Origin of the sequence: Cryobacterium sp. M25 (assembly GCF_002929635.1) — a bacterium.
Classification (GTDB): Bacteria; Actinomycetota; Actinomycetes; order Actinomycetales; family Microbacteriaceae; genus Cryobacterium; species Cryobacterium sandaracinum.
Genome location: NZ_PJJU01000056.1, coordinates 205,360 through 217,555 on the forward strand (window position 1 = coordinate 205,360; position 12,196 = coordinate 217,555).

Consider the following 12,196-nt stretch of genomic DNA (forward strand, 5'->3'; position numbering starts at 1 on the left):
TAAATGTGACGACGTGTTGATGAAAGGTCGGGCTGGTGAGGGTCTGGCTGGTGACGGTCGTGCGGGTGGTGCGGCCTAGGAAAGGTCCAGGGCCACGTTGTCGATCAGCCGGGTGTGACCGACCAGCGCGGCGACCAGCATGCGGGCCGGGCCGTGATGCTCGCCCCCGACCGGAAGGAAGGTCCGCGGGTCGACGACAACGAGATAGTCCAGTTTAACCAGCGGCTGCACGTCGATCCGCGCGTGGGCGGCCTGCAGTGCGGCGCCGACCCCCTGGGCGGCGACGGATGCTGCGGCCTCGAGCCCCGCGGACAGCGCCCGGGCGGCGGCGCGCTGCGCCGGTTCGAGCGCGCGGTTGCGGCTGGAGAGGGCGAGGCCGCCGTCTTCGCGCACGATCGGGACGACCTCGATGCGGGTGCGGAAGTTGAGGTCGGCCAGCATCCGTTCGACCAGGAAGACCTGCTGCGCGTCTTTCTGGCCGAATACGGCCACGTCGGGGCCGACGATGTTGAACAGCTTCGCGACCACCGTCAGCATGCCGTCGAAATGCCCGGGGCGCGCAGCGCCCTCGAAGAGGCTGCCGACCGCGCCGGCGACAACCCGGGTGGAAGCGGCGCCGTCCGGGTACATCAGCTGGCTGGTTGGCGCGAATACGAACGGCACGCCCTCCGCGGCCAGAGCCGCGACATCGGCCTCGAGCATGCGCGGGTAGCTGCCGAGATCTTCCCCGACCCCGAATTGCAGCGGGTTGACGAAGATCGACACCACGACGATGTCGCCGAGGCTGCGGGCCCGGCGCACCAGGGCCAGGTGCCCGGCGTGCAGGGCCCCCATGGTCGGGACCAACACGACGCGGGGGGTGCCGCCGGCCTCGCCGCGCTCGGCGCGCGCGTTCTCGATGCGGCTCTGCGCGTCGGTCAGGCGGCTCCGCAGTTCCTCGATGCTGCCGATGACTGCTGGTTTGGTGAGCACGTTCACTCGTCCTCCGGTGTGTTGCGGTTGTGTCATTCGTCGAAACCGTCCTGGTCGCGGGTGTCGAGCGCGTCCAGCGCGTCGAGCTGGGAGAGGTCGAGACGGTCGGGGCCGGTGCGGGCCAGCGCGTTCTCCATGGCGGAGCGCATCAGCGGCGCGATCACCGCCCCGGGGTGCTCGATGCCGATGCCGGCCAGCAGCCCGGTGGCCTGCTCCACGATCGAGGTGGAGAACGCCGTGGCGGTGTCAACGGCCTCGGCATAGGCAGCCCGGTCGGCCTCCGCGACGATCACGGGCTCGCCGCCCATCTCCACGACCAGCGCCTGCCCGATCGGCAGCACTGGCGTAGGCGCCGTCACCGCGAAGTAGCTGTCGGCGAGGCGGGCCAGGTCGATGCTGGTTCCGGTGAAGCTCATGGCCGGGTGGATGGCCAGCGGGATCGCGCCACCGGCCAGCGCCGGGGCCAGCACCGCGGTGCCGTACCGGGCCGAGGTGTGCAACACAAGCTGGCCGGCCTGCCAGGTTCCGGCGGCCGCGAGCCCGCTGACGAGGCTCTCGAGCTGGGCGTCGGGCACGGCGATGATGACCAGTTCGCTGCGCTCGACGATCTCGGGAACGGTGAGGATGGGCGCGCCCGGAAGAATCGCCTCGGCCCGGTCGCGGCTGGACTGCGAGATGGCGGAGATCCCGACGATCGCGTGGCCCGCGCCGGCGAGGGCGGCGCCGAGGATGGGGCCGACCCGGCCGGCACCGATGATGCCGATCCCGAGGCGTCCGGGACGCGGCGTCATTCGATGACTCCGTTCGGTTGCTTCCAGGTGGGTTGGGCCGCGGTCGGCTGGTCCTGGATCGGCTGGTTCCAGTGGTGGCTGGTGTCGGACTGGGCCGACGAGATGGCCCCGGAGGCGATCCGGTCGAAGAAAACCAGGGCCTCTGCGGCGGCCACCACCCCGAGGTAGGCGGACACCGGCCCGGCGACGGTGTGCAGCCGGGCGGAGGCGAGGCGCAGCATCCGGGTCACGGGGCCCTGCGAGATGGCGACGCTCTGCAACCGGGCCAGCGGCACCAGCACCAGCTCCCGCGAGATCACGCCGCGCCGGAGCAGAGCGATGCCGCCCACGACGGTGTAGCCGGTGCGGCGCCACGAGAACGGATGCAGCCAGGCCGCCCGGCGCGGCGCGTTCGTGAAGCCGTCGTCGCCGCCCTTCGAGCGGAGGCCCCGTTCGATCAGGGCCTGCTGCTCCGCCGAGTCGAACCCGGGCAGGATCAATTCGAGCACCCGGGCGACGTCGGCGAGCGTGCCCACCGGGAGGGTTGTGGTGTTGGCCTCGCCGGCGGCACCCTGGGTGCTGGAGTGGCCGGCCGTGTTGATGCGCACCTGCCACCAGCCGAACGGGCGCCAGAGCAACGGCTGCGAGACGCCGATCGCGTGGATCCGGCCCGGCGGCAGGGTCTCGTTGCTCGTGGTGAGCAGCCCGAAGCCGACCCGCACGCCGTCGGGGGTGCCGGCGATGCTGTAGCGCAGCGACTTGGTGACCCGGGTGAAATAGAAGCTGACGCTGGCGATCAGGGTGGGGATGAAGGCTACGAGCAGCCAGTCGCTGCCGCCGGCGGTCACGCTGACGATCAGGGCGATTCCGGCGAGCACGACGAAGACCGTGAAGCCGCTGAACACGACGGATCCGATCAGCCTCCCGGGTGGAATCCGCACCACCGATTCCGGCGGGGCGGCGTCGGGGTCCAGCTCGGGCGCGAAGAGGTCCCGGGCCCGGTCGGCGGCGGCGGTCGCGGGAGAGTGGGGTGACGCGGGAGCGAGACCGAGACGGGAGGTCGGGGCCAGCGCGGCATCCGGGGCGGGAACGGCCTGCTGCCGCAGTCCGGACGCGAGGCGAAGGATGTCCCGTCGCAGCTGGTCGGCCAGGGTCGAACCCAGGTAGGCCAGTTGCACATTGGCGTCCTGACCGGCCACGCTGACTTCGAGCTTCGCGGCGCCGATCAGGCGAGGGATGAACGGGCGCACGATGTTGACGCCCTGGATGCGGTCGAGGCGGGCCCGGCGGTTGCTGCGGAAGAGCATTCCGCTACGCACCTCGACAACCTCCCCGGTGACCCGGAAGGTGTGCATGCGCCAGGACAGGTAGAAGACCGCCAGGATCAGCACAAGCACGACCGCGACCGCGAGCAGCGCCCAGCCGACGACGCCGCGCTCGAGGATCGCGTCGATCGGGTCCCCGCCGTATCTCGGCACCCCGAAGAAGACGTCGATCAGCCGCTCGCGGAGGTTGGCGATGATGAAGCCGAGCACGGCGACGATGAAGATGCCGCCGCGCAGCAGTGGGCTGGCCGGATGCAGCCGGTGCCATTCCCCGTCGGCGAGCGTGGTCACAGCCCGGCCCGGCGACTCTCGGCCAGCTCCACGAGCCGGTCGCGCAGGCTCTCCGCGTCGGCCTCGGCGAGCCCCGGGATGAGCACCCCCGACGAGGCCGCCGCGGTCACGAATTTGAGGTCGGCCAGACCCAACCAGCGCGCGATCGGGCCGCGCGTGATATCGACCAGCTGCATCCGCCCGTAAGGGACGGACACGAACCGGGTGAACATGATGCCCCGGCGGAAGAGCAGGTCGTCGCGTCGCAGCTGATAGCCGATGGCCCGCACCCGGCGCGGTTCGAAGGCGACACTGGCCCCGGTGATCAACACGATCGCGCCGATCACGTAGAGCGCCCACTGCACGTCGAGGAGCAGCCACACCGCCGCGGCCATGGCCGTGAGCACCAGTCCGAAGACGATCGTGCCGACCGTCTCCACCATCACATAACGCGGGGAGACGCGCTTCCACTCCTCCACGTCGGGGAGGTCCAGTCCTACAGCCGCCTCAGGCACGCACTTCTCCCTGCTCTTGATCGTCGTCATCGGGGGGAAGCGTGCAGAAGTGCTCGGCCACCAGCCCCAGCGTCAGGAGGATCCCGGCGCCTACCGCCGTCCCGATTGCAGGCCATAACGATGTTACCGCCGGCATGACCGAGCGGGTCAGGATGTAGAGCACGATTCCCAGTCCGCCGCCGAGAAGCAGCGCCCCGCTCAGCGCCGACGCCTTCGCCAGTAGTGCCACCCGGATGGCCAGGAACGGGTTGACGTGTTTCCGCACCGTGCCGCGAATGGCCTGACGGATCGGCCAGGCCAGCGCCAGGACGCCGATCCCGATCGCGATCAGCGCGATCGGCAGGGTGGCCGGGGGCAGGAACATCGCCGAGCCGCCGGCCGCGGCGGCCAGCTCGAGCAGGAACACGACGACCAGGCCGGCCAGACCCAGGGCGATCAGCGCCGACGGCTGCGTACGTTTCACCGGCTGCCGCCCGCGGACGGCAGGGCGGGGTGCCGCTGCACGGTGGTGTTGATCGCGCCGAGCAGCGCGCGCACCGGGCCGCGGCCCGGCAGCACGGCGGCCGGGTCGAGGTCCAACCACGGGGCCAGCACGAAGTCGCGCTCGGCGGCCCGCTGGTGCGGGATAGTCAGGCGCTCGTCGTGCAGCGAGGCCGTTCCGAAGACGATGATGTCGATGTCGAGAGTGCGGTCGCCCCAGCGTTCGACCCGCACCCGACCGTGGTCGTTCTCGATGGCGTTCACCGCGTCGAGCAGGGTGTGCGGGTGCCCGGTGTAACGGATGCCGACCACCAGGTTCAGATAGCGCGGTGCCTCGTCGTCGACGCCGCCGACCTTCACCGCGGCGGACTCGTAGACCGGGGAGACGCCGGTCAGCTCGAGCCCGGGCACCTGCTCCAGCGCGTCGATCGCCGCGGTGAGGGTGGCCATGCGGTCGCCGAGATTGCTGCCCAGGGCGAGCAGCGCCGGGGTCGCGTCGGTCATGCGCGCGTCCGCACGATCTGCACCGCGACATCCGTGAACGGTACGGAGATCGGTGCCTGTGGTTTGTGCACCGTCACCTGCACCGTGTCGGCGGCGTCGTGCGCCAGCACCGCGGCGGCGATGCGCTCGGCGACGGTTTCGATCAGGTCGACCGGGTTGTGCCGGGCAGCATCCGTCACCTCCGCGGCGAGCTCGCCGTAGTGGATGGTCTGCGTCACATCGTCGCTCGCGGCGGCATGCCGCAGGTCGAGCCAAACCGTCACGTCGATGACGAAGTCCTGTCCGTTTTCCCGCTCGAAGTCGTAGACGCCGTGGTGCGCGTTGACCCGCAGGCCGGTGAGCGTGATGGAGTCGCTTCTCATGGTCCCATTCTGGCGGAATCCGCCAGTGCCAGCACATTCAGCGCCGTTCGCGTCGCCGCGACGTCGTGCACGCGCACCGCCCAGGCGCCGGCCTGCGCGGCCAGCACGCTGACCACGGCGGTCGGCAGATCGCGTTCCAGCACGCCCGCGTCGGCCGGGAGCACCCCGGCGAGGAACCGCTTGCGAGAGGCACCGACCATGACCGGGAACCCCAGGTCGGCGAAGGCGTCCAGGTGGGACAGCAAACGCCAGTTGTGCTCGGGCAGCTTCGAGAAGCCGAGCCCCGGGTCAAGCACGATCTTCTCCGGCGGCAGGCCAGCCGCGGTGAGCATGTCGACCCGCGCAACCAGCTCGGCCCGCACCTCGGCGACGACGTCGCCATAGACAGCGAGGTCGTCCATCTTCGGGGCGTGCGCCCGCCAGTGCATGGCGACGTAGGTCAGCCCGCTGCGTGCGGCGATGGATGCCATCTGCGGGTCCGCCAGGCCGCCGGAGACGTCGTTGATGATCTGCGCCCCGGCGGCGGCCGCGGCGGCCGCGGTGCTCGAATTGAGGGTGTCGACACTGATCGAAAGCCCCTGCCGGGCGAGTTCGTTGATCACCGGGATCACCCGGGACTGCTCCTCGGCGGGCGCGACCCGGCCGGCGCCGGGGCGCGTGGACTCGCCGCCCACGTCGATCAGGTCGGCTCCCTGGGACTGCAGGTCGAGGGCGTGAATGATCGCGGCATCCGTCGACGCCCACCGGCCGCCGTCGCTGAAGGAATCCGGTGTGACGTTGAGCACCCCCATGATCAGGGTGCGCGGCCGGGTCACCGGCCGGAGCCGATCAGGGCCATGATCTCGGCGCGCTTCACGGGATCGGCGAGGGACCCGCGGCTGGCCATCGTGACGGTCGAGCTGCCGGTCTGGCGCGAACCGCGGGCGGTCACGCAGCCGTGCACGGCGTCGAGCACGACCAGTACGCCGAGCGGTGCGAGCCCGATTTGGAGCGCCTCGGCGATCTCCTCGGTCAGGCGTTCCTGCATCTGGGGCCGGGCGGCGATCGTGTCGACGACGGCCGGCAGCTTGCCCAGACCCACGACCCGTTCGTTCGGCACGTAGGCAAGGTGGGCGATGCCGAGGAAGGGCAGCAGGTGATGTTCGCAGACGGAGCGGAAGGCGATGTCGCGCAGGAGCACCAGTTCACCCGTGTGCGGGCCCACCGGGATCGTGTCGCGCAGGTGGTCGACCGGGTCCACCGCAAGCCCGGCGAAGAACTCACCGTATGATTCGGCCACCCGGCGAGGGGTCGCCCTGAGGCCCGGACGGGCGGGATCTTCGCCGATTGCGGCGAGGATCTCGGCGACCGCGGCTTCGATCCGCACCCTGTCCACTGCCACCCGGGGGCCTACGCGGTGGCGGGGCGAGGGGTACGGGCCGGCGTGCGGGCCGGAGTGCGCGCGGCGGTCTCGCCAGCGGTACTGCCATCGGCGACTCCGCTCTCGATGAGGGTCTTGGAGGTCGGCATCGCGATGGGCGGCAGGTCGGAGACCGGACGCTTGTCACTGGACAGCCACTGCGGCCGCGGGGGCAGCTTGACGACGCCCGTGAAGAGCCCGGCCAGCGCGTGCTGGTCGAGCGTCTCGTGCTCGAGCAGCTCGGCGGCCAGGTCGTCGAGGATGGCCCGGTTCGTGATCAGCACCTGGTATGCCTCGTCGTGCGCGTCTTCAAGCAGCTGGCGCACTTCGGCGTCGACGCTTTCGGCGACCCGCTCGGAGTAGTCCCGCTGGTGGCCCATGTCGCGGCCGAGGAAGACCTCACCGGAACCCTGCCCGAGCTTGAGCGGGCCGACGGCCGAGCTCATGCCGAATTCGGTGACCATCTTGCGCGCGGTGGAGGTGGCCTTCTCGATGTCGTTCGAGGCGCCGGTGGTCGGGTCGTGGAAGATGATCTCCTCGGCCACCCGACCGCCCATTGCGTAGGCGAGCTGGTCGAGTAGTTCGTTGCGGGTGACGGAGTAGCGGTCTTCGACCGGCAAAACCATCGTGTAGCCGAGGGCGCGGCCGCGGGGCAGGATCGTGATCTTGGTGACCGGGTCGGTGTTGCGCATCGCGGTCGCCACGAGCGCGTGGCCGCCCTCGTGGTACGCGGTGATCAGCTTCTCTTTGTCGCGCATAACACGGCTGCGGCGCTGCGGACCGGCCATCACGCGGTCGACTGCCTCGTCGAGGGCGCGGTTGTCGATCAGCTGCGCGTTGGAACGCGCGGTGAGCAGCGCGGCCTCGTTGAGAACGTTGGCCAAATCGGCGCCGGTGAAGCCGGGCGTCTTGCGCGCCAGCACCTCGAGGTCGACGCCGGGAGCCATCGGCTTGCCCTTGGAGTGCACCTCCAGGATGCGCTTGCGACCGAGCATGTCGGGCGCGTCCACGCCGATCTGACGGTCGAAGCGACCGGGGCGCAGCAGCGCCGGGTCGAGGATGTCGGGCCGGTTGGTGGCCGCGATGAGAATGACGTTCGCCTTGACGTCGAAGCCGTCCATCTCGACCAGCAGCTGGTTGAGGGTCTGCTCGCGCTCGTCGTGCCCGCCGCCCATGCCGGCGCCGCGGTGACGGCCAACGGCGTCGATCTCATCGATGAAGATGATGGCCGGGGCGTTTTCCTTGGCCTGCTGGAACAGGTCGCGCACGCGGCTCGCGCCGACGCCGACGAACATTTCCACGAAGTCGGAGCCCGAGATCGCGTAGAACGGCACGTTGGCCTCGCCGGCGACGGCCCGGGCGAGGAGGGTCTTTCCGGTTCCGGGAGGGCCGTAGAGCAGAACGCCCTTGGGGATGCGTGCCCCGACGGCCTGGAACTTCGCCGGCTCCTTGAGGAAATCCTTGATCTCCTCGAGCTCCTCGATGGCCTCGTCGGCGCCCGCGACATCCGCGAATGTCACCTGGGGACTCTCCTTGGATACCAGCTTGGCCTTCGACTTGCCAAACTGCATCACCTTGTTGCCGCCGCCCTGCATGCCGGCGAGCATGAACCAGAAGAACGCGCCGATCAGGAGCAGGGGCAGCATGATGCCGAGCAGCGACAGGATCCAGCTGGACTTCGGCACCTCGTCGGTGAAGCCGTCGGCCGGATTGGCAGTGGTGACGGCCGTGATGACCTCTTCGCCGCGCGGGGCGACGTAGTAGAACTGGACCTCGCTACCGAGGTCTTTATCCGCCTTGATCAGGGTGAGGTCGACGCGCTGCTCGCCGTCGACGATCGTGGCCTCGGAGACCTTCCCGTCTTTCAGGAACTCCAGTCCCTGTTGGGTCGGAATCTCTTTGAATCCCGACATGGTAATGAGACTCGACCCTACCCACACAGCAACAATCGCCAGGAGAATGTAGAGGAGCGGCCCGCGCAGTAGCTTCTTGACGTTCATCGTGGTGTCAGGCTACCGTGACCGCGCTGGACGAAGACCGTGTGTTCGCCCAAAGCGCTACCAGGCTCAGCTGTAGATGTGCGGGGCGAGAACACCCACCGAGCGCAGATTGCGGTAGCGTTCGTCGAAGTCGAGACCGTAGCCCACGACAAACTGGTTCGGGATGTCGAAACCGAGGTATTTCACGTCGATGTCGACGCGAGCGGCATCCGGCTTGCGCAGCAGGGCGCAGATTTCAACGGATTCCGGTCCGCGAGACTTCAGGTTGGACAGCAGCCACGAGAGCGTCAGACCGGAGTCGATGATGTCCTCGACGATGAGCACGTTGCGACCGTGCAGGTCGGTGTCGAGGTCCTTCAGGATGCGCACGACGCCGCTGGACTGCGTGCCGGACCCGTAGGAGCTGACCGCCATCCAGTCCATCGTGATCGGGTGCACGAGTTCGCGCGCCAGATCGGCCATGACCATGACCGCTCCTTTGAGCACGCCGACCAGCAACAGGTCCTTGCCGGCATAGTCCGCCTCGATCAGGCGGCACAGCTCTGCGAGCCGGGTGCGGATCTGCTCCTCCTCGATCAGAATCTCGGTGAGGTCGCCTTCAATGTCGCGGGGTTCCATGGGAGCGGGAGGGTCCTTTGCTCGGGGCGTGTCCAGGCGCGGTGAATATCAGCCAGCCGTCCTGCCGTATAACCCTAACGCCTGGCAGGTCAAGCGGCTTCTGCCCGTGCCAGTCGGTGACCAGGCGCAGCACGGCCAGCGTGTGCACGCGTTCCAGGGACACCCCGAACTCCCGTTCGACCGAGAATCGGATGATCCGCTGGCGCACCGCGGGCGGATTCGTCTCGAGCCGGCTCGCGTCCAGCCGGATTCCGGCGCCGTCGGCAGAGTCGCTGAGCGGTTCACTCAGCTGCTCGCTGAGACCACGGGCCAGGTCGTCGAGCGCGCTCGAGTCCTCGCGCAGCTGCCCGGCCGTGCGCACGAGTGCTTCGGCCACGCCGGGCCCCAGCTCCCGCTCGAGTACGGGCAGCACGGTCTGGCGTACCCGCACCCGCTGGAAGCGGGGGTCGTCGTTGTGCGGGTCCTGCCAGGGGTGCAGGCCGGCATCCACGCAGAATTGCCGGGTCCGGGCGCGACGGATGCCCAGCAGCGGCCGCAGAATCGGCCCGCCGACCGGCTTCATTCCCTGCAGGCTTGTGGGGCCCGATCCCCGGGCAAGGCCGAGTAGCACGGTCTCGGCCTGATCGTCGAGTGTGTGCCCGAGGAGGATGTGGCTCGCGCCGGTCTCCCGCCGCGCCTGGTCGAAGGCCGCGTACCGAGCGGTGCGGGCGGAGGCCTCCGGACCGCCGGCATCCGTGCCGTGGTCGACCGTGACCCGAAGAACGAGAACCGGGTCGAGGCCGAGTTCCCGCGCCTGCCCGGCCGCGGCCGCCGCGACGCCGGCCGAGCCGGCCTGCAGGGCGTGGTCGACGATGACCGCCCCGGCGCGCAGGCCCGCGCGCGGCGCCTCGAAAGCGGTGGCTGCGGCCAGGGCGAGCGAGTCGGCTCCCCCGCTGAGGCCGACCAGCACCAGGCCGCCGCCGCGGGCCGGGCCGGCCTCGGTGAGCAGGGTGCGTACATGGCGGCGCACATCGGCGATCGCCGGGGTGAGCCTCGGGCGGCGTGGGGACTCCATCCAGTAACGTTATCGACAGACTGTGAACAAGGGAGAGACCAGGCCATGGCCGCATACGACGCAGTAATTGAAATCCCTCGCGGGAGCCGCAACAAGTACGAAGTCGATCACGAGACCGGGCGGGTGTACCTGGACCGTGTTCTCTACACGAGCTTCGTGTACCCGACCGACTACGGCTTCTTCGAGAACACCCTGGGACTCGACGGCGACCCGGTCGACGTCCTGGTCCTGATCGAGTTTCCCCTTTTCCCAGGGGTCGGCCTGTCGGTACGCCCGGTCGGCGTGTTCAATATGACGGATGACGGCGGCTCTGACGCAAAGGTCATCGCGGTTCCCGCGGGCGACCCGCGCTGGGACTATATCCAGGACGTCACCGACATCCCGGAGTACACCCGCAAGGAGATCGAGCACTTCTTCGAGCACTACAAGGACCTCGAACCCGGCAAATGGGTCAAGACCGAGGGCTGGGGCGACGCCGCGGAGGCCGACCAGATCGTGCGCGACGGCCTCACGAAACTGGCGGAAGAGGGCCACTAGGACGCGTCTCCTGCAGTCCGGTGAGGATTGTCGGCAGAATCGACCCGTGACTCGTACTGCCGTGATGGCGAGCGTGAGTGAGGTCGGGCTGCCGAGGCTCGTCCCGGACCTGGATCACGCGCAGACCAGGGATGATCCCGCCGATGTCCAGCCATACCGGGCCCGCGTACCCGCCGGGAAGCAGTTGCCCGGCGGGACATGTACCACCTTGGGCCTGAAGATTGCCGAAGGCAGCGTCAGCACCTCGCCAGTGGCCGGAGGACGACACATCGTTAGCGCCAGCGAAGCCATCACGTTCGCGTCGGCTATCGGCTTCCTGGACCAAGGCGTGATCCTGCACGGCACACAGAAGAACCACACGGTCACCCACAAAAACATCACCCAATTCGAGATCCTCGGCGACACCGCTGAAGCACTTCTGAAACAGCACCAATCGTTGTGATACTTCCGGACTACCGCGCCCACAAGGCACCATCCCGCGCCGCAGCCATCCAAGCACTGTGCGAGAAAATGGCCCAGCGTCTCTCAACCGAGTGTCCGGCCTGCCGGGCGCCCGGGTTTGGCCACGTCAACGTCGAACACGGCCTGCCCTGCTCCTTCTGCGGATCGGCAACCCAGGCCATCGCAGCCGATATCCACGGCTGCGGCCGGTGCACTCACCAGATCCGGACACCACGAAATCACGCACTGGCAGCCCCAGAATGGTGCGACTACTGCAACTCGTGAAGTGGCGACCCCACACGTGCTGCCCCCTCGTTCGTCCCCGCGCTCCTCGAGCGGCGACGCCGGCTTGCCACACCCGCAAGCTGTGGCGCGGACTTGCCACTCGCCACGACAAACCCGCCCTCACCTACCGGGGCGGAGCTGTCCTGAGCGCCATCGTGGTGTGGTGACACGAATTCGCAGACACGCCCTGGATGCCCACGCACCCGACAACCCGGTGATCCGTTTCGCCGGTCAGCCGGGTCGGCCCACGTAGGGAGCCACGTCGCCGGCAGACCAGATGCCGTGGATGCGCACGGGCGAGGACGGGTTCGGGGCCTCGAGGATCTTGCCGCCGCCCACGTAGATAGCCACATGGTAGTAGTCACCACCCCCGCCCCAGAATACGAGGTCGCCGCGCTGAGCTTGACTGAAGGGCACCAGGCGACCCTCGTTGGCCATGGTGCGGTACTGGTTGGTGGCCGAGTGCGAGCCAATGTAAATGCCCGCCGCCGCGTAGGCGGCCTTGGTCAGCCCCGAGCAGTCCCAGACGTTCGGCCCGGAGCCGCCGAGCACGTAGCGGTCGCCGAGCTGCTGGGTGGCGAATGACAGCGCCGTGTCGACCGCTCCGGCGCTCGGGGCCGGGGCCGCGGGGGCCGGGGCTGCCGGGGCCGGCGCCGCCGGGGCT

At 69.2% G+C, this 12,196-nt stretch carries 16 protein-coding genes; 3 read left to right on the plus strand and 13 right to left on the minus strand.

Features of this window, described 5'->3' with window-relative positions; all coding sequences use genetic code 11:
• Positions 1 to 75: 75 nt before the first annotated feature.
• The 12 genes from panC to tilS form a co-directional block, all read right to left on the minus strand.
• Positions 76 to 1,008, minus strand: a complete 933-nt coding sequence (gene panC / locus CXY81_RS12945; RefSeq protein WP_104195080.1) for a pantoate--beta-alanine ligase — start codon at positions 1,006 to 1,008, stop codon at positions 76 to 78.
• A complete protein-coding gene (locus CXY81_RS12950) occupies positions 1,005 to 1,763 on the minus strand; it encodes a Rossmann-like and DUF2520 domain-containing protein (RefSeq protein WP_104169598.1) in 759 nt (252 codons plus the stop codon). Before CXY81_RS12950 ends, panC begins: the two co-directional genes overlap by 4 nt.
• Positions 1,760 to 3,358, minus strand: a complete 1,599-nt coding sequence (locus CXY81_RS12955) for a PH domain-containing protein (RefSeq protein ID WP_104195081.1) — start codon at positions 3,356 to 3,358, stop codon at positions 1,760 to 1,762. Before CXY81_RS12955 ends, CXY81_RS12950 begins: the two co-directional genes overlap by 4 nt.
• On the minus strand, positions 3,355 to 3,882 hold the full coding sequence (locus CXY81_RS12960; RefSeq protein WP_104195082.1) for a PH domain-containing protein: 528 nt from the start codon (positions 3,880 to 3,882) through the stop codon (positions 3,355 to 3,357). Before CXY81_RS12960 ends, CXY81_RS12955 begins: the two co-directional genes overlap by 4 nt.
• Positions 3,845 to 4,315, minus strand: a complete 471-nt coding sequence (locus CXY81_RS12965; RefSeq protein ID WP_104169601.1) for a DUF3180 domain-containing protein — start codon at positions 4,313 to 4,315, stop codon at positions 3,845 to 3,847. Before CXY81_RS12965 ends, CXY81_RS12960 begins: the two co-directional genes overlap by 38 nt.
• The gene (gene folK, locus CXY81_RS12970) at positions 4,312 to 4,836 is read right to left on the minus strand and encodes a 2-amino-4-hydroxy-6-hydroxymethyldihydropteridine diphosphokinase (protein ID WP_104195083.1); all 525 of its coding nucleotides are present in this window, start codon (positions 4,834 to 4,836) and stop codon (positions 4,312 to 4,314) included. The genes CXY81_RS12965 and folK overlap by 4 nt, the downstream gene beginning before the upstream one ends.
• Positions 4,833 to 5,198 carry a dihydroneopterin aldolase gene (folB, locus tag CXY81_RS12975; protein WP_104195084.1) on the minus strand — a complete coding sequence of 122 codons (366 nt, stop codon included), beginning with the start codon at positions 5,196 to 5,198 and terminating at the stop codon, positions 4,833 to 4,835. Before folB ends, folK begins: the two co-directional genes overlap by 4 nt.
• A complete protein-coding gene (gene folP / locus CXY81_RS12980; RefSeq protein ID WP_369828388.1) occupies positions 5,195 to 6,013 on the minus strand; it encodes a dihydropteroate synthase in 819 nt (272 codons plus the stop codon). Before folP ends, folB begins: the two co-directional genes overlap by 4 nt.
• Complete coding sequence (folE, locus tag CXY81_RS12985) at positions 6,010 to 6,579, minus strand: GTP cyclohydrolase I FolE (protein ID WP_104169604.1); 570 nt, start codon at positions 6,577 to 6,579, stop codon at positions 6,010 to 6,012. Before folE ends, folP begins: the two co-directional genes overlap by 4 nt.
• A gap of 8 nt (positions 6,580 to 6,587) precedes the next feature.
• Positions 6,588 to 8,597, minus strand: a complete 2,010-nt coding sequence (gene ftsH, locus CXY81_RS12990; RefSeq protein ID WP_104195085.1) for an ATP-dependent zinc metalloprotease FtsH — start codon at positions 8,595 to 8,597, stop codon at positions 6,588 to 6,590.
• Positions 8,598 to 8,663: 66 nt separating this feature from the next.
• Complete coding sequence (hpt, locus tag CXY81_RS12995; protein WP_104169606.1) at positions 8,664 to 9,215, minus strand: hypoxanthine phosphoribosyltransferase; 552 nt, start codon at positions 9,213 to 9,215, stop codon at positions 8,664 to 8,666.
• A complete protein-coding gene (gene tilS / locus CXY81_RS13000) occupies positions 9,196 to 10,269 on the minus strand; it encodes a tRNA lysidine(34) synthetase TilS (protein WP_104169607.1) in 1,074 nt (357 codons plus the stop codon). The genes hpt and tilS overlap by 20 nt, the downstream gene beginning before the upstream one ends.
• Positions 10,270 to 10,314: 45 nt before the next feature.
• Here tilS and CXY81_RS13005 point away from each other — a divergent pair, with 45 nt between their 5' ends.
• From CXY81_RS13005 to CXY81_RS17570, 3 genes are read left to right on the plus strand one after another with little or no spacing between them, the layout of a single operon-like run.
• Positions 10,315 to 10,806: an inorganic diphosphatase gene (locus CXY81_RS13005; RefSeq protein ID WP_104102469.1), complete on the plus strand. Its 492-nt coding sequence runs from the start codon at positions 10,315 to 10,317 to the stop codon at positions 10,804 to 10,806.
• Positions 10,807 to 10,852: 46 nt separating this feature from the next.
• Complete coding sequence (locus CXY81_RS13010; RefSeq protein WP_146067696.1) at positions 10,853 to 11,248, plus strand: DUF6671 family protein; 396 nt, start codon at positions 10,853 to 10,855, stop codon at positions 11,246 to 11,248.
• Positions 11,245 to 11,532, plus strand: coding sequence for a DUF6671 family protein (locus CXY81_RS17570; RefSeq protein ID WP_369828389.1), 288 nt, complete (start codon positions 11,245 to 11,247; stop codon positions 11,530 to 11,532). Before CXY81_RS13010 ends, CXY81_RS17570 begins: the two co-directional genes overlap by 4 nt.
• A gap of 231 nt (positions 11,533 to 11,763) precedes the next feature.
• Here CXY81_RS17570 and CXY81_RS13020 read toward each other — a convergent pair.
• A partial coding sequence (locus CXY81_RS13020) for a C40 family peptidase (protein WP_146067697.1) occupies positions 11,764 to 12,196 on the minus strand: 433 nt, incomplete at its 5' end.